Source organism: Pantoea sp. X-Soil-TKNS-1280 (assembly GCF_059730475.1).
Window position 1 is genome coordinate 2,464,546 of record NZ_AP035962.1, and the last position, 24,737, is coordinate 2,489,282.

At 57.1% G+C, this 24,737-nt stretch carries 18 protein-coding genes; 7 read left to right on the forward strand and 11 right to left on the reverse strand.

Annotation, left to right across the window (positions count from 1 at the left end; genetic code table 11):
- Position 1: 1 nt before the first annotated feature.
- The 11 genes from flhA to AC6I8X_RS11580 form a co-directional block, all read right to left on the reverse strand.
- The gene (gene flhA, locus AC6I8X_RS11530; RefSeq protein ID WP_313684111.1) at positions 2-2,089 is read right to left on the reverse strand and encodes a flagellar biosynthesis protein FlhA; all 2,088 of its coding nucleotides are present in this window, start codon (positions 2,087-2,089) and stop codon (positions 2-4) included.
- On the reverse strand, positions 2,082-3,236 hold the full coding sequence (gene flhB, locus AC6I8X_RS11535) for a flagellar biosynthesis protein FlhB (RefSeq protein WP_497839818.1): 1,155 nt from the start codon (positions 3,234-3,236) through the stop codon (positions 2,082-2,084). The genes flhA and flhB overlap by 8 nt, the downstream gene beginning before the upstream one ends.
- A gap of 154 nt (positions 3,237-3,390) precedes the next feature.
- Positions 3,391-3,576, reverse strand: a complete 186-nt coding sequence (locus tag AC6I8X_RS11540; protein WP_313684107.1) for an Rpn/YhgA-type helix-turn-helix domain-containing protein — start codon at positions 3,574-3,576, stop codon at positions 3,391-3,393.
- 65 nt (positions 3,577-3,641) lie between these two features.
- A complete protein-coding gene (locus AC6I8X_RS11545) occupies positions 3,642-4,559 on the reverse strand; it encodes an Rpn family recombination-promoting nuclease/putative transposase (RefSeq protein ID WP_497841036.1) in 918 nt (305 codons plus the stop codon).
- 198 nt (positions 4,560-4,757) lie between these two features.
- Positions 4,758-5,573, reverse strand: coding sequence for a uroporphyrinogen-III C-methyltransferase (cobA, locus tag AC6I8X_RS11550; protein WP_497839819.1), 816 nt, complete (start codon positions 5,571-5,573; stop codon positions 4,758-4,760).
- A gap of 11 nt (positions 5,574-5,584) precedes the next feature.
- Positions 5,585-8,188 (reverse strand): nitrate reductase, encoded by a 2,604-nt coding sequence (locus AC6I8X_RS11555; protein WP_497839820.1) that lies wholly within the window; start codon positions 8,186-8,188, stop codon positions 5,585-5,587.
- Positions 8,185-12,249, reverse strand: a complete 4,065-nt coding sequence (nirB, locus tag AC6I8X_RS11560; protein WP_497839821.1) for a nitrite reductase large subunit NirB — start codon at positions 12,247-12,249, stop codon at positions 8,185-8,187. Before nirB ends, AC6I8X_RS11555 begins: the two co-directional genes overlap by 4 nt.
- 10 nt (positions 12,250-12,259) lie before the next feature.
- The gene (locus AC6I8X_RS11565; RefSeq protein WP_497839822.1) at positions 12,260-13,048 is read right to left on the reverse strand and encodes an ABC transporter ATP-binding protein; all 789 of its coding nucleotides are present in this window, start codon (positions 13,046-13,048) and stop codon (positions 12,260-12,262) included.
- Between the two features lie 12 nt (positions 13,049-13,060).
- Complete coding sequence (ntrB, locus tag AC6I8X_RS11570) at positions 13,061-13,936, reverse strand: nitrate ABC transporter permease (protein ID WP_313684093.1); 876 nt, start codon at positions 13,934-13,936, stop codon at positions 13,061-13,063.
- A gap of 11 nt (positions 13,937-13,947) precedes the next feature.
- Positions 13,948-15,198, reverse strand: coding sequence for a CmpA/NrtA family ABC transporter substrate-binding protein (locus AC6I8X_RS11575; RefSeq protein WP_497839823.1), 1,251 nt, complete (start codon positions 15,196-15,198; stop codon positions 13,948-13,950).
- A gap of 264 nt (positions 15,199-15,462) precedes the next feature.
- Positions 15,463-16,683: a nitrate- and nitrite sensing domain-containing protein gene (locus tag AC6I8X_RS11580; protein ID WP_497839824.1), complete on the reverse strand. Its 1,221-nt coding sequence runs from the start codon at positions 16,681-16,683 to the stop codon at positions 15,463-15,465.
- 495 nt (positions 16,684-17,178) lie between these two features.
- On the opposite strand from AC6I8X_RS11580, the gene AC6I8X_RS11585 reads away from it, so the two are divergent.
- From AC6I8X_RS11585 to AC6I8X_RS11615, 7 genes are all read left to right on the forward strand, one after another.
- A complete protein-coding gene (locus AC6I8X_RS11585) occupies positions 17,179-17,670 on the forward strand; it encodes an SH3 domain-containing protein (protein WP_415860450.1) in 492 nt (163 codons plus the stop codon).
- A gap of 85 nt (positions 17,671-17,755) precedes the next feature.
- Positions 17,756-18,970 (forward strand): type IVB secretion system protein IcmH/DotU, encoded by a 1,215-nt coding sequence (gene icmH, locus AC6I8X_RS11590; protein ID WP_497839825.1) that lies wholly within the window; start codon positions 17,756-17,758, stop codon positions 18,968-18,970.
- Positions 18,970-21,084, forward strand: a complete 2,115-nt coding sequence (gene tssM, locus AC6I8X_RS11595) for a type VI secretion system membrane subunit TssM (RefSeq protein ID WP_497839826.1) — start codon at positions 18,970-18,972, stop codon at positions 21,082-21,084. The genes icmH and tssM overlap by 1 nt, the downstream gene beginning before the upstream one ends.
- 13 nt (positions 21,085-21,097) lie before the next feature.
- A complete protein-coding gene (tagF, locus tag AC6I8X_RS11600) occupies positions 21,098-21,796 on the forward strand; it encodes a type VI secretion system-associated protein TagF (RefSeq protein WP_299451637.1) in 699 nt (232 codons plus the stop codon).
- Between the two features lie 36 nt (positions 21,797-21,832).
- Positions 21,833-22,963: a type VI secretion system-associated FHA domain protein TagH gene (gene tagH, locus AC6I8X_RS11605; protein WP_416412281.1), complete on the forward strand. Its 1,131-nt coding sequence runs from the start codon at positions 21,833-21,835 to the stop codon at positions 22,961-22,963.
- Positions 22,960-23,736, forward strand: coding sequence for a PP2C family protein-serine/threonine phosphatase (locus tag AC6I8X_RS11610; protein ID WP_313688429.1), 777 nt, complete (start codon positions 22,960-22,962; stop codon positions 23,734-23,736). The genes tagH and AC6I8X_RS11610 overlap by 4 nt, the downstream gene beginning before the upstream one ends.
- 13 nt (positions 23,737-23,749) lie before the next feature.
- Positions 23,750-24,700, forward strand: coding sequence for a hypothetical protein (locus tag AC6I8X_RS11615; protein WP_497839827.1), 951 nt, complete (start codon positions 23,750-23,752; stop codon positions 24,698-24,700).
- The last annotated feature ends 37 nt before the right edge of the window (positions 24,701-24,737 follow it).

Sequence of the window (24,737 nt, forward strand, 5' to 3'; positions counted from 1 at the left end):
ATTATTTGCCCCCGATGGTGGCGGTCATGCGAATCTGGCGGTTATCCGTCAGCTCCATATTGGACAACACCACCAGCTGCGGCAGATTACGGCGCAGGAAGCGCGCCAGCAATGCGCGCAGCGGATGGTTAACCAGCAGCACCGGCGGCGCACCCAGCATTTCCTGACGTTGCAGCGCATCCTGTGCCTGATGCAACAAGCGATCGGCGAGACCCGGTTCCAGACCGCCGCCGCCCTGTAATGCCTGTAACAACAGGCGTTCCAGCGTGGCATCCAGGCCGATCACCTGCACTTCCCCGTTGCCCGGGAACCACTGCTGGGTGATGGCACGGCCCAGCGCCACGCGAACCACACTGGTCAGCTCCTGCGGATCGGTCTGTACCGGTGCATGTTCGGCCAGCGTTTCGATAATGGTGCGCATATCACGAATCGATACTCGCTCCGTCAACAGGTTCTGCAAGACCTTATGCAACGTGGTCAGGGTGATCACGCCCGGCACCAAATCTTCGGTAAGTTTCGGCATTTCCTGCGTCACACGATCCAGCAGCTGCTGGGCTTCATGACGACCAAACAACTCGCTGGCGTATTGTCCAATCAGATGATTGAGGTGTGTTGCGACCACGGTACTGGCTTCCACCACGGTGAAGCCCTGAATTTGTGCCTGCTCTTTCAACGCACTGTCGATCCAGATAGCCGCCAGGCCGAAGGCTGGGTCAACAGTCGCCTCACCCGGCAGGGTGCCGGCTGCGGTGCCAGGGTTAATCGCCATCCAGCGTCCCGGATAGGCATCGCCGCTGCCAATTTCTACCCCTTTCATCAGAATGCGGTAACGTGCGGGCGGCAGTTCCATGTTGTCGCGAATATGTACCACAGGCGGCAGAAAGCCCACCTCCTGCGCCACTTTTTTACGGATACTGCGGATACGCCCCAGCAGTTCACCGTTTTGCAAATGATCGACCATCGGAATCAGGCGATACCCGACTTCCATACCGAGTGAATCTTCCAGTTGGACGTCGGTCCATGAAGCTTCAACCGTGGCAGGTGTCTCCTGACTTTTCACCACGCTGGACGCTTCCGGTTGTTTCTTCGGCTGCATCTGGCGGCCACGCAACCACCAGGCCAGACCCAATAGCCCAGCGGTGAACAGCAGGAACACAAAATTCGGCATTCCAGGCACCAGGCCCAGCAAACCGATCACCCCGCCACTCAGCATCAGTACGCGCGGGTTGTTAAACAGCTGGCCCACCATCTGCTCGCCAACGTCCTGGTCAGTACTGACGCGCGTCACAATAACACCCGCAGCGGTCGAGATGACCAGTGCCGGGATCTGCGCCACCAGACCATCACCAATGGTCAGCAGCGTATAGGTTTCAGCAGCATGCCCCAGATCCAGACCGTGCTGAACAACACCCACCAGCAGGCCACCAATCACGTTAATCACCATGATCATGATCCCGGCGATGGCATCGCCGCGTACAAACTTACTGGCACCGTCCATCGAACCGTAGAAGTCCGCTTCCTGCGTCACCTCTGAGCGACGGCGTTTGGCTTCCTCTTCGCCGATCAAACCGGCGTTCAGATCGGCGTCAATCGCCATTTGTTTGCCAGGCATCCCATCGAGGACAAAGCGTGCCCCCACCTCAGCGATACGGCCAGCACCCTTGGTGATAACCATAAAGTTGATGATGACCAGGATGATAAACACCACGATACCAATCGCGAAGTTGCCACCGACCAGAAAGTGGCCGAAGGCCTCCACCACGCGTCCTGCCGCTGCGGCACCGGTATGACCATCCAGCAGGATGATACGTGTCGAGGCGACGTTAAGCGCCAGACGCAACAAGGTGGAGAACAGCAGAATGGTAGGAAATGCCGCGAAATCCAGGGTGCGCTGGGTGAACATCGCCACCAGCAACACCATGATCGACAGCGCAATGTTAAAGGTAAACAGCAGGTCAAGGATGAACGCGGGTAACGGCAGCACCATCATCGACAGGATCATCATGATCAGAACCGGACCGGCCAGTACCTGCCATTGTGTGTCTTTGAAGTTGCCCGGTAACCGCAGCTTTTCGGCCAGATTAGCCATCGTTTCTGTTCTCTCCTGGAATGTCCATCTCTGCCGGGACCGACAGATTATTAGGTTTCTTCGGTATCATGCCGCCTTCACGCTTCCAGCGTCGCAGCTGCCAGACCCACGCCAGCACTTCGGCCACCGCCGCATAAAGTGCCCCCGGAATGAACTGACCAATTTCGGTATGACGATATAGCGCACGCGCCAGCGGTGGTGCTTCAAGAATGGGTACGCGATGTTCTTTGCCCAGTTCGCGAATTTTCAGCGCCACGTCACCCGCACCTTTCGCGATGACCTTCGGTGCGCTCATTTTTTTCTCGTTATATTGCAGTGCCACCGAGTAGTGCGTCGGGTTGGTGACGATCACATCGGCCTTGGGTACGTCGGCCATCATGCGGCGGCGGGCAGCGGCACGCATTGCCTGACGAATTCGCCCTTTAACATGAGGATCACCCTCCTGCTGTTTGAATTCGTCACGGATATCCTGACGCGACATACGTAATTTTTTGAAGTAGCTGTACAACTGCCAGAACACATCGAAGCCGACCATCGGAATCAAACCCAGCATCACCAGCGCACAACACACGGCGATCATATTCATGCCATGTTCTAGCGCGTTCATCGGTGATTCGCTGATCAAACGCAGCATCTCCGGCCAGTGCGACCAGACATACCAACCCGCCACCACCCCCACCAGCACCGCCTTGAGGATAGCTTTCAGCAGCTCAGCCCAGGTTTGTCCCGAAACCATGCGCTTCAGGCCGCTCAGCGGGTTAAGTTTGGTGAAATCCGGGCTGAGAGATTTGCCGCTGATAACAATACCGCCCAGCAGCATCGGTGCCGACATCGCCACCAGCACTAAACCGGCCATCAACGGCAGCACCGCCAGCACCGCCTGACCAATCAGGGTACTGATATGCGCCACGATCACTTTGTCATCCGTGACCATGCCATGATCAAAACGAAAACCGGTCGCCACCATCGCGGCCAGCCGTCGCGCCATGCTGGTGCCGCCCAGCCATAAAATCATAATGCCGGATAACATCATCAGTAATGACGTCAGCTCGCGCGAACGCGGAATCTGCCCCTCTTCACGCGCTTTTTCAAGTCGGTGCGCTGTGGGCGATTCTGTTTTGTCCTCGTCACTACTGTCTTCAGCCACGACTTACCTCTGCTGACTGGAATTCTGAGCATAGGATGCCAAAAGGCGCGGACGCTAAAGCGTGGATTAAGGGGGGAAAATGTCAGTTTATTTAGCCATAAGGGAAATTACCGCCTGCGCAGATGACATCGCGGCCAGATTTATCGCGGGATGTTCAGGAATTGAGTTGTTTTAACTCGCCCTCACTGAGGCCAGTCACTTTTATGATGGTGTTGAAGTCCAGTTTTTCCGCTAGCATACGGCGCGCTATTTCAAGTGTGACTTCCTGACGGCCCTCCAGGTATCCTTCCTGCCATCCTTTCAGATGTGATTCCAGCCGCCACTGCTCTTCGATTGTCATTGTCTTTTCCTCAAAGGAAATTACCACGCACAGATGACGTAGCGGACTGATTTATGACGGTATGTTCAGGCGTTGAGTTGTTTTAACTCGCCATGACTGAGGCCAGTCACCTTGATGATAGTGTTGAAATCGACTTTTTCCGCCAACATACGACGAGCCATTTCCAGCGTGACTTCCTGCCGTCCTTCCTGCCGCCCTTCCTGCCGCCCTTCCTGCCGTCCTTCCAGACGTGACTCCAGCCGCCACTGCTCTTCAATCGTCATAATCTTTTCCTCAAGTTGCGGTTTGGCTTGCCTCAGTATTTCAACCACCTTGCCCCGATCATCTGTATCTCCATGTCGCAGCAAATAAAATATGACATCGATCGAGAGATCATCATTGTAATCCACCGCCAGCAAGGTTGCTATCGGGTCGATATTTTCCAGCATATCGCGTAAACGGATAATTTTGTGTGCCATCTCAAGCCGCGCCACATCCCGGTGCGTCATGATTTCCTCGTCAGGAATGACCGTAACATCAACCAGCGGGAAGGGCCGACAGAAGATCTGTTCAGCCAGTTTCGGATTGCGAAATGACTCCAGCCAGTTCATCGAATAAGGATAGGGGCTGATCCTTCCCTGATAAAACAGCATCGGCACCACGATGGGTAATTCACGATGGCCTTCATCGAGGTGGCGCTGCATGGCGGCAATGCTGTAGCGCATCATGCGCAAGGTCATATGTTTATCGGGAGTGCTTTGATGCTCGATCAACGTATAGATATACCCTGCACCACAGTCGGTCTTCATGGATAACAGGACATCAGAATAAAAGGCGCTTAGATCTCTTTCAATAAAGGTAGTCGGTATCAGTTGGAGCGTATTCAGGTCGCAATGCTGTTGTATTTCCTGCGGTAAGTGAATTTCCAGGAATTGCCTGGCGACGGGAAGATGACTGAGAAATTTTTTAAACAGTGCATCATGTGGCGCGGGAGTAGCCCCCATAGCGGTAATTCCTGTCACTGGTGAGAAAAGTGACTGGACGTTAGCACAGGTGGTCAGTCTCCGAAATTTGAGTCATCAAAATGTCAGAGGGATTTAAGGCATTCAGGATGTGTTCAGGAAAGTATCAGCAAAGAGTCATTTCAAAACGATGCCCTTTCAGGACAGGGCATCGCAGAAAATGGCGAGATAAACTAGCGGCTACACCATAGCGCCATGTGTCGTGTTTGCAACGCTGGTTTCACGATAAAAGCGCACCACTTCACCCACCAGCAACAACGCTGGTGATTGCAGCTGCTCGCGGGCTACTGTCTCGCTAAGCTTATCCAGGGTGGTGATGAGCACCCGCTGTTGTGGTCGCGTGCCATTCTCAATGATGGCAACCGGCGTGGTCGGTTCTCGCCCCTGCGCCTGCAACTGTACGCTAATACTGGCGCTCCATTTCAGCCCCATATAAAACACCAATGTCTGATTGGCGGCGGCGAGGCTATGATCATCCAGCTGCGGCTCGCCGGTTTTACCGTGCCCGGTAATCAGCCGCAGCGACTGGGCGCATTCGCGGTGGGTCAGTGGAATCCCGCTGGCTGCCGCACAACCAGCAGCGGCCGTAATTCCCGGTACCACCTGACAACCAATCCCGGCCTGCTGGAGACAAACCATTTCTTCCCCACCACGACCAAAAATAAACGGATCGCCCCCTTTCAGACGCACCACATTGCGCCCGCTACGCGCCAGATCCACCAGCAGTTGATTGATCTGCGCTTGCTTTAACCCATGGCTGCCGAGTTTTTTACCGACATCAATCGCCAACGTGCTGGATGGTACTTCCGCCATGACATCGTCACTGACCAGACGATCATAGACCACCACATCGGCACTTTTGATCAACCGCAGCGCTTTCAGCGTCAGCAGCTCCACATCGCCCGGCCCGGCACCCACCAACCATACCTGCCCCTGTGGCGCATCCAATCCCGGCGGGTTAAACAGTTTATCCAGTGTCTCAATTGCCTGGGTCATAATGGCCTCCGCTACTGCGCTACCTGGAGCGCGCTGATAAGTTGTTTCAGCTCCGGAATACAGGAGCCACAGTTAGTGCCGCACTTGAGCGATGCGCCCAGCGCTGCCGGAGAGTGGCAACCTTGCTCAATGGCTCGTCGGATGGCGACTTCACCGACGCCAAAACAGCTGCAAATGGTCCGTCCCTGGCTCTCTCCCTGTGCAGGCCGTCCGCCAAGTAGCGCATGGCGCTGTTGCGCCGTGGCTGGATGTTCGCTGAATCCCAACGCGACAAAGGAATGGTCAATCTCTGGTAACCAGGGAGCGGCATAGAATGCCCGCTCCAGCTGACCATTGCGCCAGCCCAACAGATGCAACTGCTGACCTGCCCGGGCATGCTGCCATTGCAGTTCAGCTGCACCGGGCTGCTGCTGTAACCAATCGGCGGGTGCTCCCTGCCCGGCCAGTACATAACGCAGTACACCCGGCTGCGGCGCGCGTGACCAATAATCCACATGCTGAGGATCCGCCTGCTCGCGCTGCCACAACCAGCCCTGCCACTGCGGACGCAGTGGTTGCAGGCGCACGCCAGTTTGCTTGAGGGCCGGTTGCCCGGAATCCGGACAACAGCGCGCGGCCACCAGCCCATCGACATTCGCCTGGCCGCTGAACTGACGCGTCCAGTGCATTGGGATAAATAACTGTCCACGCGTCAGGCCGTTATCGATAATCACCCGGCCACACCACCAGCCAAGCTGCGATTGCACCCGCGTCAGATCGCCCTGACTCAGGCCATGCGACGCCGCGTCATGCGGATGCAACAACACAAAAGGCTCGTCGTAATGCTGCATCAGCCGCGGCACCGCACCGGTACGCGTCATGGTGTGCCACTGATCGCGGATACGCCCGGTGTTCATCAGCAACGGATAGTGTTCGGACGATGGGGTAGATAGCGGAATGGCTACCGGCAGCAGACGGGCTCTACCCCCTGGATGAAAGAAGCGGCGATCGCTGAACAGCCGCGAAGTACCTGCCGGGGCAGCCGGATTAACCGGCCACTGCACCGGCTGCAACTGGTCATATTGTTCACGACTCAGCGTTGCCAGGGTGCTGATATCAAACGCACGACGTCCCTGATTTTCAAAACCAGACAGTGCTGCATGTTCAATAAAGATTTCATGGGGATGCTGCCAGCCAAACGCGTCCTCATAACCGAGGCGCTGAGCCACCTGAGCCAGCAACCACCAGTCCGGCTTCGCTTCCCCGGCGGGCGCAACAAAGCTGCGTTGACGCGAAATGCGGCGTTCCGAATTGGTCACGGTGCCATTCTTTTCCCCCCACCCCTGGGCGGGCAGCAGCACGTCGGCATACGCGCTGGTATCCGTGGCCGCGCTCACCTCCGAGACAATCACCAATGGACAGCGTGCCAGCGCTTCAGCCACGCGATTTCCCTCCGGCATCGACACCGCCGGATTGGTGCCCATAATCCAGACCGCTTTTACCTCACCGCGCTCAACCGCCTGGAACAGTTTCACCGCCTTCAGTCCGGGCTGAGAGGCTACCCGCTCGCTGCGCCAGAAACGGGCCACTCGATCCACCTCTTCCACGCTAAACCCCATATGCGCGGCCAGTTGATTGGCCAGGCCGCCAACTTCGCGCCCGCCCATGGCATTGGGCTGGCCGGTGAGCGAGAAAGGCCCGCAGCCAGCGCGGCCAATTTTGCCGCTCAGCAAATGCACGTTAAGGATGGCGTTGTTATTGTCGCTGCCGGTCTGCGACTGGTTGATCCCCATGCACCATAACGTCAGCACGCGGGGATGCGCGGTAAACAGCTGCCAGAAAGTCAGGATGCTGGCCTGATCCAGCTGGCAGGCATGGGCAACGGCGGCCAGATCCCAGTCAGTACAGGCCGCCTGCGTCGCTTCGACATGGTCGAGGTGCGGCAGCATGCTGCTATCGATGCCACCCTCGCTGCTTAGCCAGTTAAGTAATCCGGCAAATAAGGCGCTATCGCTGCCGGGACGCAGGGCCAGGTGCAGGTCGGCCAGATCGCAGCTGGCGGTCCGTCGCGGGTCGATAACCACCAGCTTCATCCCTGGCCGCTGCTGCTTCGCCTGCACCAGCCTCTGCCAGGCAACCGGATGCGCCCAGGCGGCGTTGGAACCCACCAGAATCACCAGATCCGCCTGCTCAATGTCTTCATAACAGCAAGGCACCGCATCGGCACCAAAGGCCCGTTTGTACCCCACCACTGCCGAGGCCATACACAACCGCGAGTTGGTATCGATATTGGCGGCACCAATAAAACCTTTCATCAGTTTATTGGCGACATAATAATCTTCAGTCAGCAGTTGCCCGGAGGCATAAAACGCCACTGCCTGTGGGCCATGCTGACGGATGATGTCACGCAATCCTGTGGCCACATAATCCAGCGCCTGCCCCATGCTGGCACGCTGGCCTTTTACTTGCGGCCACAGCAAACGTCCCTCCTGCCCGAGGGTTTCCCCCAGCGCAGAACCTTTGACGCACAGGCGGCCAAAGTTGGCGGGATGCTGGCGGTCGCCACTGACCGGGGCATCAGGAGCATGGATCTCGACGCCACAACCCACGCCACAGTAGGGACAGGTAGTTTTCATGATGCCGCCGCCAGGGCCAGCAGCGGCTGATTACCCAACCAGACTTTGCCCTCCTCAACCCGCACTGGCCAGCAACGTAATTGCAACTGGGGGTTGTCGAGGCTTTGCCCGTCACGCAGGCGTATCCGCTGCTTATACAATGGCGAGATCACCACCGGTTCCCCGGCCACATCACCGAGAATGCCGCGTGACAACACGCTGGCCTGAGTACCCGGTTCAATATCCTCCAGCGCATAAATGGCACTCCCGAAGCGGAACAAGGCCACGCGCTGCTGACCCAGCCGCGCCCCGACACCTGCCGCAGGCGGGATCGCCGCCTCATCACAGATGGCGTGCCACGGTTCCGCTGGCAGGGTCAGTACCGGGATACTGAGGTTATCAACCGGCTGACGCTGGCCACGTACTTCACTGTAATGCAGGGTTTCGTCCGGCTGGTCGCTGTTGATGGTGGCACTGAACAACGCACGACGCGACGGGTCGGCCAGCGTGGTGTGCCATTCGCACTGATAACGATCCACCACCCGCTGCATCTCCTGCTCCAGTGTGGCACCGATGCCGAGCGCATCGTCAATCACCACCTCACGCAGATACGCCAGCCCGCCTTCCATGTTGTCCATCCATACGCTGGTACGTTGCAAACGATCGGCAGTGCGGACATAGAACATCAGAATGCGATCGACATAACGGATCAAGGTGTCGTCATCCAGGTCGCTGGCAAACAGATCAGCATGGCGTGGCTTCATACCGCCATTGCCGCACACATACAGGTTCCAGCCTTTATCGGTGGCGATTACGCCAATATCTTTGCTCTGCGCTTCCGCGCATTCGCGCGTACAGCCGGATACCGCCATTTTAATTTTGTGCGGCGCTCGCAGGCCTTTGTAGCGATGCTCCAGCGCGATGGCAAAGGCGGTAGAATCCTGCACGCCGTAGCGGCACCAGCTCGATCCGACGCAGGATTTAACCGTGCGCAGCGATTTACCATAGGCATGGCCCGTTTCGAATCCGGCGGCAATCAGCGCTTCCCAGATAGCGGGCAGTTGATCGAGACGCGCACCAAACAGGTCGATACGCTGCCCGCCAGTAATTTTGGTGTAGAGATCGTACTGTGCCGCCACTTCACCAATCGCGATCAGGCCCTGCGGGGTGATTTCACCACCCGGTACGCGCGGTACCACCGAGTAGGTGCCATCTTTCTGGATGTTAGCGAAGTAACGATCGTTGGTGTCCTGCAACGGCAGATGCGCGGGCTTTAGCAGATAATCATTCCAGCAGGAGGCCAGCAGTGAACCCACCAACGGCTTGCAGATTTCGCAGCCATGACCACGACCATGCTGGGCCAGCAACTCATCAAACGTGGTGATCTCACCCACGCGGATCAAGTGATACAGCTCCTGGCGTGACCAGGCAAAGTGCTCGCAAATGTCCTTCTTCACTTCAACCCCGAGACTGGCGAGCTGATGCTCCATCACCTGCTTCACCAGCGCGCTGCAACCCCCACAACCGGTGGCCGCTTTAGTGCAGCTTTTCAACGTCGCCATATCACCGCAGCCGCCTTGCACCGCAGCACAGATGTCGCCTTTGCTGACATTGTGGCAGGAGCAAATCTGCGCGCTGTCCGGCAACGCGGCAACGCCGAGTGCTTTGGCCGGCGACCCTGCCAGCTGCGGCAGAATCAGGCTTTCAGGCGCTTCCGGCAGCGCCATTTTATTCAGCATCATTTGCAGCAGGCTGGCGTAATCGCTGGTGTCTCCCACCAGCACGCCACCCAACAGGGTTTTGCCATCCTCAGACACCACCAGCTTTTTGTAGATGCCTTTCGGGTTATCGATCCATTGATAGTTCTGGCTGGCCGGAGTACGACCATGAGCGTCGCCAAATGATGCGACTTCCACCCCCAGCAGCTTTAGCTTAGTGCTCATGTCCGCGCCGCTGAAGGCCGCCCCTTCCTGAGCCAGTTGTCCGGCCAGCACCCGCGCCATCTGGTAACCGGGTGCCACCAGCCCAAAAATTTGTCCGTGCCACAGGGCGCATTCCCCGATGGCATACACATCGCGCACGCTGGTTGCGCAGCCATCATCAATGACGATGCCACCACGTTCACCGAGGGTAATGCCCGCCGCACGCGCCAGCGCATCACGCGGGCGGATCCCGGCGGAAAACACCACCAGGTCGCTATCCAGCAGGCTGCCATCGGCGAAACGCAGTTGCACGCTGCCGTCCGGCTGGCTCTCAATCGCTTCCGTCACCTTGCTGGTGTGCACCTGCACCCCGAGGGCGCTGATTTTGCCACGCAGCATTTGCGCGCCACCGTCATCCAGCTGCACGGCCATCAGGCGTGGAGCAAACTCAACCACGTGGGTTTCCAGTCCCAGTTGCTTCAGGGCATTAGCCGCCTCCAGACCCAGCAAACCGCCACCAATCACCACCCCGCGTTGCGCCCCACGCGCACAGCTGGCGATAGCATCGAGATCCGCCAGCGTACGATAGACAAAGCAACGCGGCAGGTCATGGCCTGGCACTGGTGGCACAAACGGCACTGAGCCGGTCGCCAGCACCAGTTTGTCCCACGCCAGTTCGTTCCCCTGGCTGTCGCGCAGGCTGCGGCGCTGCGGGTCAATCGCATTGACTTCGCAACCGCTACGCAACTCAATGCCGTGCTGCTGGAAAAAGTTGTCACTCACCAGTGACAGGTCGTCAGCACTTTTGCCCGTGAAATACTCGGTCAGATGCACGCGGTCGTAAGCCATCTGCGGCTCGTCGCCGTACACCACAATATGATATTGCTGATGCAGGTCGCGGCTGACCAGTTGCTCAAGAAAATGGTGGCCAACCATACCGTGGCCCACGACTGCGAGAATGGGTTTGCTCATCATTGTGCTTCCTGCAGCCACTGGCTGCGTCGTATTGTTGTCCAGGCCAAACAGCGCATTGATATCAACGCGTTCGGTCCGTTGTAATCGGGTGAGTAACGTTGCTGCCGGACTGCTGTCACCAAACAACAGCACGCCTGAAAGCACGCCATCACGCAGGAACAGCCGCTGGTAGTGTCCCGCTAGCGGGTCGAAGCTGGTCAGCGAGGGGGCTTCACTCATCTCTCCGGCACTGAACATCTCGATACCGCTGACCTTGAGCCGGGTGCCGCTTTCCTGGTAATAAAAATCATCCACCGGCTCCCCGGCCAGGCTTCCGGCCAGCACCGCCGCCTGTGCCAGACAGGGTGCGACCAGGCCGAAGGTTTCCCCGTCAATCTCGCAGCATTCACCAAGGGCATAGATACCGGGGATCGCGGTATGCAGCTGGCGATTCACCAGAATGCCGCGTTGACAAGACACTCCCGCCGCCTGCGCCAGCGCAATCTCCGGAATGACGCCGATGGCAATCACCACCTGCTGTGCGGCGATCTGGCTGCCATCGGTGAGCGTCACCTGCTGCGCCCCCACCTGCTGCAACGACACCCCGAGACGGCAGTCGATACCACGCGCTGTCAGATGTTGCTGCAACAGCGACCCGGCGTGGGCATCCAGCTGACGATCCAGCAGCCAGGGACGATGGTGCAGCAAAGTGACTGCGCGCCCCTGCTGGCACAGTGCCGCTGCCGCCTCAACACCAACCAAGCCACCGCCCAGCACCACCACCGGTCCCGCCTCAGCCTGCATTTTTTCCACATCGCGTAAGGTGCGGAATCCCAGCACATGGGGCTGTCCGATGCCGGGCAGTGACGGCATCCGTGGCTGCGATCCACAGGCAAATACCAGCTTGTCCCAGCTCAGGGTGCGCTGGTCGGTGTGCAGCAGTCGGGCGTCGATGTCCACCGACTCAACCTCTTCCCCCGCCAGCAACCTGACACCGTTCTCCGCATACCATTGCGGGGAATGAATCAGGGTTTCAGCGAAGGTTTTCTCCCCCGCCAGCACCGGCGACAGCAGCACCCGGTTGTAATTTCCCTCGGGTTCGCGGCCAATGACGGTAATCGCATAACGTCCTGGCGCACGCTGCAGCAGGGTTTCCACCATGCGCATCCCCGCCATACCGTTTCCGATAACAATCAGCTGCTGCATGCCCGGCTCCTTACGCGACCGCCGTCTGCTTTTCGTAGAGGAAGTGCAGGATTTGCTGGCGCAACTGGTGATAACGCGGCTCATCGGCCAACGCCACACGCGAGCGCGGGCGTGGCAAATCAATCGCCAGAATCTCGCCAACCTGCGCAGCTGGCCCATTGGTCATCATCAGCACCCGGTCAGAAAGCAGCACCGCTTCATCCACATCGTGAGTAATCAGCACGATGGTGGTGTTGAGTTCCTGCTGGATGCGCATCACGCTGTCCTGTAAATGGGCGCGGGTCAGTGCATCCAGCGCACCAAAGGGCTCATCCAACAGCAGCACTCGCGGCTTCATCGCCAGCGCACGGGCAATGCCCACGCGTTGCTTCATGCCACCGGAGATTTCACCCGGGCGTTTATGCATGGCATGACTCATCTGCACCCTGCCAAGGTTGTGTTCGATCCACTCCGCCATCTCACTGCGACTCATCTTGCCTTTAAAGATCTGCTGCACAGCCAGTTCCACGTTTTGATACGCCGTCAGCCACGGCAGCAGCGAATGGTTTTGAAACACCACCGCGCGCTCCGGGCCAGGACCGGTGATCTCGCGGTTGTCACACAGCAGCACACCGTTACTCGGCGCGGTCAACCCGGCAATCAGGTTAAGCAGCGTCGATTTGCCACAGCCGGAATGACCAATAAGACTGAGGGTTTCTCCCGGATGGATGTCAAAGCTGACGTTATCGAGGGCGAGGAAATCACCCTGAGCCGTGGCAAAACGCTGGCTCACCTGCTGCACACGAATGATCGAATTCATCAGAGAGGCTCCTTATTTATCCCAGCTAAAACGACGCGCCAGCAGCATCAGTATTTGTTCGAGCAACAGCCCGACCACGCCGATGATCACGATGGCAATCAGAATGTTTTCCACATTGAGGTTGTTCCACTCATTCCAGATCCAGAAACCAATCCCCAGGCCTCCGGTCAGCATCTCGGCGGCGACGATCACCAGCCAGGCGATACCGATGGACAGACGTACCCCGGTCAACACGGCGGGCAACACCGCCGGGAACAGGATGCGGCGCATCACCGTCCATTCAGACAGTTGCAGCACCCGCGCCACGTTGAGGTAATCCTGCGGGATGCGTTGCACCCCTTCGGCGGTGTTGATCACCATCGGCCAGATGGAGCAGATAAAAATGGTCCAGCTGGAGGCCGGTTCAGCACGCTGAAACAGCAGCAGGCCGATTGGCAGCCAGGCGAGCGGGCTTACCGGACGCAGCAACGCGATGATCGGATTGAACATGCGGGAGACAAAGGTGAAGCGACCGAGCAGAAAGCCTGCCGGAATGCCCACCAGCGCTGCCAGACCAAAGCCCACCGCCACGCGTTGTAACGATGCCAGCACGTTCCAGCCAATGCCCTGATCGTTTGGACCGTTGTTATAGAAAGGGTCGGCAAACAGGGTCAGTGCCGCCTGCCAGGTGGCGTACGGTGTGGGAAAGCCTTTGCTGGACAACGCGGCGATTTGCCATACCAGCAGCAGCAACAGCATGCCGCAGCCTGCCGGAATCAGCCGTTGCAACAGCGGCCGCAGCCAGGGCTGGCGGATGCTGGGGGTCGTTTGAAGCTTGAGAGTGATCACCTGCGCCGTCGGCGCGGCGGCGCTGACCGGGGGTTTCAGGGTGCGCGCTTCAGATTTCATGGCAACTCCTCTTAATGGTGAATAGCGAAACTGGCGGCGTAGGCGGCAGGGTTGCTGCCATCCCACACTTTGCCGTCCATCAGGGTGCTGCTGCGCATGACGCCAGTAGGCAGCGTGACATTGCCCACCGCAGCCGCAGCCTGTTTATAGATGTCGATACGGTTGATTTTCTGTGCCACGCCAGGGTAATCCGGATCGCTTTTCAGCATTCCCCAGCGTTTCAGTTGCGTCAGGAACCACATGCCATCGGAAAGCCACGGGAAGCTGACTTCACCGTCGTGGAAGAAGCGCATCGCATGCGCGTCCTGCCACTGCTGACCGAGACCATTTTCGTAATGACCCAACATGCGGCCTTCCAGGATTTCGGGTTTGGTGTTGATCCAGGCGCGCCCTGCCAGGGTTTGCGCGGTTTCGCGTCGGTTGTCGTCGGATGCATCAATCCAGCGCGCGGCTTCCAGTACCGCAGCAGTAAGCGCACGGGCAGTGTTGGGGTTTTCCGTGACCCATTGCGAGCGGGTGGCGAGGATTTTTTCCGGGTGATCTGGCCAGATTTGCTGTGTGGTTGTGGCGGTGAAACCAATGTTGTCGCTGATGGCACGCTGGTTCCAGGGTTCGCCAACACAAAAACCGCTCATATTGCCGATCTTCATGTTCATCACCATTTGTGGCGGTGGCACCACCACGGTACGCACATCCTCAATGGGATCGATCCCGGCATTTGCCAGCCAGTAATACAGCCACATGGCGTGGGTACTGGTGGGAAAGGTGTGAGCAAAGGTATACGTGCCTTTGGCGCTGCCCGCGATCAGGGTTTTCAGACTGGCGGCATCGGTCACCTTCTGATCTTTCAGCTGATTGGCTAAGGTGATGGCCTGGCCATTGTTGTTCAGCGTCATCAGGTTGGCCATATCGTGCTGCGGCCCGGCCACACCCAATTGCAGGCCATAGATCATGCCGTACAACGCATGGGCCGCATCCAGCTCACCGGACGTCAGTTTGTCGCGCACTGCCGCCCAGCTGGCTTCTTTGCTGGGTTGCAGGCTGAGGCCGTATTTTTTGTCGAATCCTTTTACTGCTGCCATCACCACCGGTGCGCAGTCCGTCAACGGGATAAACCCCACCCGCACTGTACTTTTCTCCGGCGCATCACTGCCTGCTGCCCAGACGGCGTTGCGTAAGCCAGGCAGCAGATAGCTACTGCCCACCACCGCACTGCCCAGCAAAAACTGACGACGGGAAATCGAAAACCGCGTTTTGCTCATCCGCTTTACCCTGAAAAAAGGAATAAAAAAAGGCGTCCTCCCACATGCAATTGCACGGGGCCGGACGCCTTTATCCAAAGCACTCGTTCTGCCGCCATTGGCAAAACAAATGCGTAATGTCATTCAGGATATTGCAAAGGCTGTGCCAGGAAGGTGAAGGGCGACATTTCAGGCAGTTAAGCGGCTAAGCCCTTTTTTCGTTCAGCGGTGCGCACTGCGTTGACGCAAAATACGCACATTGTTTGTGCAGCTAACTCTAATGGGTTATGTCTTTAACGTGGCGGCGACCGCGAGGATCGCCTGAGCGATTTCAAGGATACGTTTGTTCTGGTTCATGGCGCTTTTACGCAGCGTCTGCCACGCGTCCTGCTCACTGTAGCCATGTTGTTGCATCAGCCAGCCCTTGGCCTGATCGATGATTTTGCGCTCATCCAGCGAGGCGCGCATGCTGGCCAGTTCATCGGCCTGCGTTTGTAAACGCTGCGCCTGCTCGCGGATCAGCGACAGCACCGAACGGCCCAGCTGGGGGGCCAGACCATTGCTATCCAGCGTGATATCCTGCCCCGCCAGCCAGTTCGCACCTGCTACATATAAGGTGAAACCGGCCTCATCCGCCAGCGCAGGCGCGTGGGTATCAGGCTGCTCACTGGCAGCGATGGCGCGTTGGCAGCAGCTCATTAACATGGCACTCAGGCCATCTTCTACCTGTTTCATTTTATCGAGACGCGCGGTGAGCAACCGGAACCATTGCAGTACGCCGCTCTCGCCACAATGCGCACCGGTACAGGCGATACGCCGCAGACGTTCAATATCCCCTCCCGCATCAGCCATAGCGCGCCAGCGTTGCAGATTATAGGCATCGGCGAACTGGCTGAAGGTGGCGAAATTTTGCTCCTGGGCTTCAATCAATGCCTGCAACCGCTGCCGCTGCTGCTCACTAAAATGTCCGGCGGCAAAACCCGCAGAGCCGGTGGCGCGTTCCTGCCCGGCCAGTTCTTTCCCCTGCATAAAGCTGAACAGCGCGATTAGCGCGCGTGAAATATCCGGCTCGCTGGCGGTATCCGCCGCTTCAAACACCAGATTGAGTAAGGTGCGGATGATGTGGTTGAACGCTTCCATCGCCTGTGCATGCGCCAGCTGCTGGCTTTGTACCTGCAACCGCAGTGCGGGTAATCCTTCCAGCGCCTGTAAACCCGCCGCGATTAACAGGCAGAAGCGACTGTAGCCTGGTTGCGCATCTGCCGGTGGCAGCACGGCGAGCATGTGCTGTTGACCACGCTGGACATCCAACGCGCGCGCTTCCAGCTCATCACCAAATAAACGTCCGTCTGAACACAACCAGATGTTGCTGACGCCTCTTTCGCGTTGCAACAGATGAATTAACTCACTGATTGCAGTGATTAATTCACCAGTACGCAGCAGCCGTTGCAGGCTGGCAATTTCGCTCGCGCGGCTGGCCTGCAAATAATCCACAGCCTGAGTCATCGCATTCTCCTGGCAAATAACCTTTTCGACTAAAAGACTTAGCAAAAGCCATGCCGGAACTGAAGTTGCAACGGGCCGAATCAGGGGCGGATATTCTGAAAGTAAGAAAATTGTTTACTGCCGCAATCTTTTTTTACAACAGAAAATAGATTAATCTTATTTACCGTTTATTTTTGGTCCTGACGGGTATCAAAAGCGGTTACGCTGGCCGGAGCGCCGAATCGCATCAAATAAGTTAAATTGGCTTAACTATCCCCACGCGCACAGTTTTTTTATCACCCAACGATCGTCCCGTTTTCCCCGTTAGCACGGGATTTCATACGGTGCAATGGTTTGAATTCTCAAAAGTCTTAGGTAGACTGACGGGAGCACTATCTTTCTGTAATCTGTCTGTTTTTTTGATGGCTTTCTCACTGCATAATCCGGCCTCCTGCGCCCGTTAACAGGCACCCGGGACTCCCCATTATGTAGTTAATCTGATGAAATTTGAGGATCATGGTGAATAAGAGTCTTGTGCTAACACTGCTGGCGGTGCTCACTCTGGCGAGTTGTAAAGCGCCACCGCCGCCAGTCACAGATGACACCCTGGTAACCAGTGAAGTGAATGGGGTTAAACTGGTTCATCGTCATGCGGTGGCAGCACCTGGCGAGTTCACGCCGGTCAATGAGAGCTTTCGTGCCTTATATGGCGCATCCATCATGACTACACCCGACTATAGCGGCAAAGTGGTGCGTTACCTGGAAACCGGTAAAACCTTTGAAGTTTTAGGTCGGGTTGAACATAGCTGGCTGGCAATTGCAGATGAAGCACAGGGTCAGCTGATTGGCTACGTACCGCCGAAAGCGGGCGTCGAAAGCAGCCGTTATGATGCCACCGTGCGCAGCGACCGTCCCCGTCCCCGCCGCAGCAAACAGGTCTGTGTAGACGTGGGGGGTGCCAGTAAGGCATGCCGCACCAACGATACCGCGACCTGGATCTTAGACTGAACATGAAATCCGGCGCATATTGCCCGCAGAAGGCTGACTCTCTGCGGGCAGAGAGTTTCACTATTGCCTGGAAGAACACGATTTAATGACTCAGGACGCTCCTGCACGTGATGCGAACGTCGCGGGCAATGATAACCTTTTATTGACTGCCGCAGCCCCAATCCTCAATGCCGTCGTTCAGATTCGGCAGGCCGCGACGCATGACGATCCTGCCGGGCTGCGTCAGTTACTTATCGATGAAGTTCGCCAGTTTGAAAACCGCTGTAAACAAGCCGGTTTACCGTTTGAGATGATCATTGGCGCTCGCTATTGCCTGTGTAGCCTGCTGGATGAAGCCGCCGCGCAAACGCCATGGGGCACCCGGGGTGTCTGGTCCGGTAATGGCATGCTGGTCACTTTCCATAATGAAAGCTGGGGCGGCGACAAGGTCTTTCAACTGCTGTCACGCATTTCACAAAACCCGGAACAACATCTGTGGCTGCTGGAAGTGATTCACTATTGTCTGCTGCTGGGGTACGAAGGCCGCTATCGCGGCAGTGAGAACGGCCCTGCGCAGTGCGAAATCATCCGTAAGCGCCTGGCGCATTTGATTGCCGAAACCCGTCCGGATAACGCTGCCGCAATGGCTCGCCTGGTAGAGGTCCATCCGCTGGTGAGCAGCTTATCCCGTCCGATGGTGCCACTGTGGGCCTGCGTCACAGTGGCGACCCTGGTGGCCTGCCTGATCTACAGTGGCCTGAACTGGCGTCTGGGCAATGCCGCGGAACCCCTGCTGCGCGCCATCTATCAAACACCGTTACCGCAAATTACGCCAGGACGCCGCCCGACATCCCCCCAGGCACTGCTTGACCTGCATCAGCGCCTTAACGATGTGATCGCCGCCGGGCAACTGGAAGTCAGCGATGGTGCATTTGGGAGCAAGGTGATCATCCCCGCCGATAAGCTGTTTGCTACCGACGGTACGGTCGTCAATCAGGTGGGACGCGCCCTACTGGCACACGTCGCCAGTGCGATGAAATCAGTGAAAGGTACGGTGCTGGTTTCAGTATATACCGATGACAGCGCGGTGGATGGACGCTTTGCCTCCAGCTATGAATTCTCCTTTGCCCGCGCTCGCGCTGTGGCGCAGTTGCTCAATCCGCAGCTGGCTGAGGGGCACAACGTAAAAGCTGAAGGACGTGGCGACAGCAATCCCCTGCTGCCCAACGACAGCAATGAAAACCGCGCCCGCAACCGCCGGGTGGAAATCACCTTATTCGCGGCACCGGAAACCCTCAGCAATCATCAGGGAGGCCAGTGATGCGCGCATCACTTCAGCATTTATTAACCCACCGCCTGCTGTGGAGCTTTATTGGTGTCAGCGCGCTGAGTTGCGTGCTGTGGATACTCGGTCCGCTGTGGAGCTGGGGCGATACCCGCCCGCTCGAACCGGTGTGGCCACGCCAGCTGGTGGTGGGCTTCCTCTATTTTTTCTGGGTTCTGTTCCAGTTTATCCCGGCAATCTGGCGGGGGTGGTTTAACAGTAAACTCCTCACCCGTCTGCAACAGGACAACAGTGAAGAGTTAACCGATCGCCAGGCAACCGAAACGTTACTGACACAACGTTTCAGTGAAGCCGCACAGCGCCTGAAGCGTACCCAGTTTGGCCGACGTCCACAGCAAAGCTGGCTGGCACGGTTTCAGAGCCACTATCTCTATCAGTTACCCTGGTATGTGATCATTGGCGCTCCCGGAGCCGGTAAAACCACCGCCCTGCTTAATGCCGGGCTGGATTTTCCCCTTACCGATAGCCTTGGTAACGCGGCAATCCGTGGTGTTGGCGGAACACGCCATTGCGACTGGTGGTTTACCGACAGCGCGGTACTGATCGACACCGCCGGTCGCTATGCATTGCAGGAGAGTCAGCGCGCACGCGACGCCAGCGAATGGCAAAACTTTATCCATTTGCTGAAACGCTATCGCACCCGTCAGCCGATTAACGGCGTCATCATTACTATTAGCGTGGCCGATCTGCTGACCGACTCTGCCGAAGCGCGCCATGCTCAGGCCACCGCCCTGCGCCAGCGTATGGTCGAACTGCATCAGCAAACCGGCATTCATTTCCCAGTGTATGTGATGGTGACGAAAACCGATCTGCTGAAAGGTTTTCTCAGTTTTTACGGTGCACTGACTAAGCAACAGCGCGATGCCGTCTGGGGTTTCACCTTTCCGTGGGATCCGGGTAAACCGCACAAGGATAGCTGGCATCGCAGCTTCAATCAGCATTTCCACCTGCTGGAGCAGCGCCTGCAACAGCAGCTGGCGGGGGTGATGGCGCAGGATCGCGACCTGACGCAACGAGCCGACAGTTTCCTTTTCCCGCAGGAATTCAGCTCCCTGCGACCGCTGCTGAGTGAATATCTCGATGTGGTGTTTTCCGGCCATCAGGATGCAGTGGCCTGGTCCGCGCGCGGGTTGTTTTTTACCAGCGGCACCCAGGAAGGCTTGCCCTTTGACCGCATCATGGGTGAGTTAAACCGTAAATTACAGCTGCCGCTGGCTGGGCAGCACACCATTGCCGCCTGGGATAGTGTCAATCGCAGCAGCCCGATTCCCGGTACCAAAGGTCAAAGCTTTTTTATCCGTAATCTCCTGAGTGACCTGGTGTTTCGTGAAAGCGGGCTGGCCGGGAGTAACCGCCATTGGGAGTACCGCAACCGGTTATTTCACTGGATTGGCTACGGTGCCCTCACGGGTGCCCTGCTGCTGCTTTCCTGTCTGTGGCTGGCAAGTTATCTCCAGAATCAGCGCTATCTGGACCAGGTCGCCGCTCGTATCGCGCCCATTACCCGCCAGAGCCAGCAGGTGATTCATCAGCCCGCTGATAATATTTTTGATCTGCTACCCTTCTTAAATAACCTGGTCAAATTGCCGCTGTCGGACCGTTTTTCCCTCGACAATCCACCGCTTACTATGCGTGTCGGCTTGTATCGCGGTAATCAGGTGAGTGACGCGGCATGGGTGCTTTATCAAAACGCCTTAAAGTCTTTATTGTTGCCACGCGTGGCACAGCAAATCACCAATCTGCTGCGCGACGATCCCGGTACCGACAATGAATACAGCCGCAATGCCTTGCGGGCCTATCAGATGTTGTATCAGCCTCGCAATTATGACGGTGAGTTTCTGCGCGGCTGGCTGATGCAAAACCTGCAACGTTCCCTGCCCGCCAATGTCAGCGCTCGCGATTTACAACAACTGGACTGGCATCTCAGCCAATTGCTGGATCAGCAGATTCAGTCTTCGCCTTATGCCAGCGACAATGCGTTGATGATGCGTAAGCTTGCGGAAAATCTGAAAAATGCGGGTCAGAATGGCAATACGCTGACGCTCGTGCCTTTAAAGGCTGCACAGCGATTGACCGGACGCAGTGAGTAATGGTGAGGTAACGATGGCGACCTATACCGCCCCAGGCTGGTACGGGAAATTGCCGACAACCGGTGATTTCCTGCGACAGCGTCTCAGTGAAAATACCGTGACATCCTGGAGCCATTGGTTTCAACAGGGATTGCTGCACTGGCACCCGGAGAATGATGCCAGTACCCAGCAGTTTCTCGCCGCACCGGTGTGGAATTTTGTTTTGCCGATTTCGCCACTGCGCCAACAGGTGCAAATGGGTTGCCTGCTGCCCTCGTGCGATCGCGTTGGTCGCGCCTGGCCGCTGCTGGCATTGCACCATTTTCCACTCAACCTGTGGCATCCTGCGCAACTGGCGATTTCCGGTGAGTGGTTCCAGGAGCTGGGCGCGACGCTGTGGCATGCTGTGCGTGAAGCACAGACAGCGGAGCAGCTGGAACAGTCGATACAGCAGGTGTCACCTTTACTGGTACCGGAAAAACGTCGCTCTGACATCATGGATGTCATCGGTTTTGACGATCTGCCCAGCACGCTGAGCTGGCGTGAGGTGGCAGACCAGTTTGATCCCCAGCAGCATATCAGCTACTGGTGGAGTAATCGCAGTGACGGTTTTGCTCACGCCACACATAAACACAGTGGCCCGCTCACCGCGCAGCTTTTTTCGTTATTGTTTAACCCGGCGTCTGGTGCACAGCCGGGACGTAACGGTCTTTATCCGCCGATGTTCGAATAAGACCGCGACGTTTGCCCTCTGAAAACGGGAAGACTCATGGAATTTACCATTGTGCAATGCAATACGGATGTGCCGGCAAAAACGGTGGCGTTTAAGCCTCCCGGCGGCACCATCGGCCGTAGCCAGGATAATGACCTGGTGCTGCCGGATGAATCGCGGGCCATTTCGCGCCTGCAGGCACTGGTACATCTGTCGCCAGAAGGCGAATGCCGTCTGACCAATCAGGGAAGCGTCACCTCGGTGGTGTTGAATGGTGCGGCATTACCCCGTGGCGCGCAGGCGGTCCTGCAGCATGGCGATACGCTAAAGATTGGCGATTATGGCCTGGAGGTCCGCGATCCGGTGCGTACAAGCACGCAAAAAGATGATCCGCTGGCGTTGTTTGCTGCCAGCGAAAGCGATCCTCTCGGCATGCTGGATGGCCTGCATATCCCCGCCGAGAATGTTATCTCTGAACCCTTAGTGACACGCTCTGAACGCCATAATGATGCCCGGCTCGGCATCGATCCACAGAGCGATTCCCCCGCCCTGCCCGCCATCATGACCGGCAGCGATCAGGATAAACTGATTGCTGCTTTGCTGGAGGGGATGGGGCTGAATAACGGCCATCAGACGCCGATGAATGAAGATCAAATGCGGGTCACTGGCCGCATGTTGAGTCTGTTCTCACAGGGAACGGTGGCGCTGCTTTCCTCGCGCTCGATTCTCAAGCGCGGCGTAAAAGCTGACATGACGATGATCCTCAATGAGGCCAATAACCCGTTCAAGATCCTGCCCTCCGGCAAAACTGTGTTGATGCAGATGTACCAGAGCCAGATGCCGGGCTTTATGCCGCCGGAAACGGCGGTACGCGATGCGCTGGTGGATTTACAGGCGCATCAACTCGGAATGATCGCCGGGATTCGCGCCATTATTGCGGCGATGCTGCAATCGTTCAATCCGCAACGGCTGGAAGAACAGGCACGACGCGATGGTGCCATGCCGAAAATGCCGTTTTCCAATACCCGCAAAGCCGCGTTGTGGGACCATTTTTCCCGTCATTATCAGCGCACCGCCGGTGAGATTGAGGATGACTTCCACACCCTGTTCGGCGAAGCCTTTCTTCATGCCTACGACATGGAAGTCAATCAATACAAGGACTCACAAACGCGGACCGAAGACGCATGAAGATGATGTTTGCCAGTCGCTGCCAGCAGGGTATGCGCGATGAAAATCAGGATCGCACCGGCGCGAAACTTGACGAGCATAAAGCCTGTTTTCTGGTCTGTGATGGCGTCGCAGGCATACCCGGCGGAGACATGGCGGCACAGCTGGTACGTGACACGCTGCTGGGTGCATTGCAGGACAATGAGGACTTCACACCGGAAGTCACCTGTGAAGCGGTGAAACTTTGCCAGCGCGTGTTGCTGGACGCGCAGGGAAAGAATCCGAATTTTTCCCGCATGAGTACCACGCTCGCCGCCCTGTTTATTGACCGGGAAAAACAATGCGCGTGGTGGGCGCACGCGGGTGACAGCCGGGTTTATCACTTCCGTCACGGTGCGCTGCACCAGGTCACTCGTGACCACAGTCTTGCCCAGCAGTTACGCGAAGCTGGCTATGAAAATACCGGCATTAACAGTAATTTACTCTATAATGCGCTGGGCGTTGAACCGGCGAAACCCGCCACATTTAGCGATGTGATTGCGCTGGAGGATGGCGACGCATTTCTTGTCTGCACCGACGGATTTTGGCTCAACCTGACCACCGAAGAAATGGAACAGGCACTGCGCATGGTGAATGCCTGCGAAGAGTGGCTGGCATTGATGGAACAAGCCGTTAACCGCAGCGTAAAAAGCGACAATCTGAGTGCTCTGGCGATTTGGATTGGCGAGCCACAGGAAGCAACGCTGCTTTATTCCCAGGCTGATGCGGCACGTTTTCTGCCGTCACGTTATTGATGCAAGGATTCATATGAAATTGTGGTTGCCGGGCTTAGCGACCTTGCTGCTCACCCTGACAGCACAGGCAGAAGATTATCGGGTGGTGTACTCGCCAAGCCTCTCACTGGAAGTGTATATCGATGACGTGGCCAGTAATGCGCCGAACGACTGGTGTAAAGAAACGCTGCCGCTGCGCATTGTCTCGGGTAAAAGCACCGACTCCAGCGTACTGACCAGCTTCCTGCCACGCGTAGGGACATTGCTGGCGAATCAGTGTGGCACGCTTGATGTCATTCCCTGGCAAATGACGGATAAAGAAGGCAGCGTACTGGCGAACGGCAGTGCCACCAAATTGCAGAACTGGCGGCCGATTGTATTGAATGACGCCACGGCCAGTGCCAGCAACGATAATGCCGCACCGCTTGATTTATCGCGCCCTGCGGACAGCACGCCATTGCAGCAATTTGCGCTGCCCGGTGGCTGCCATTTCCGGACTTCATGGGATGAGAAAGGGGAATCGTTATTTGTCCCGGAGAGTACCCAGCAGCACTGCTCCAGTGAAGGCTGGCTGGAAGGTGCAAGCGAACTGACGCTGATGAGTGCCGGTCAGACCCGCAAGCAGTTAGTGAATTTTTATCAGGGTTATCCCATCGCCGATCTCAATCTGAACGCGACAGCGTTGCAGGTGGTGGCTGTGAATAATCAACGCATGATTGTGACGCGTCCTGATGCCGACGGTAGCTGGCTGGTGTTGCCGTTTGATGCGCAACAACACCTGTGGCGCTTTACCGGGACTTTGCTGATCAAAATGGATAAGACCGCTGGACAGGATAGTGATGCCGTTAAAAAGCGGGTTGATACCTTACGTGGCGTCTGGACGCCACAGTTTATGCCACAGCAAAAAGTGACTGTGTTACTGATTGACACCCTGCATGCGGATCTCGCCGATCCCGCGATTGGTGCCTGGCGTAACATTAATTAATTAGCGGTCGTTGCCCATGTCATCGCGATGGCCGGGC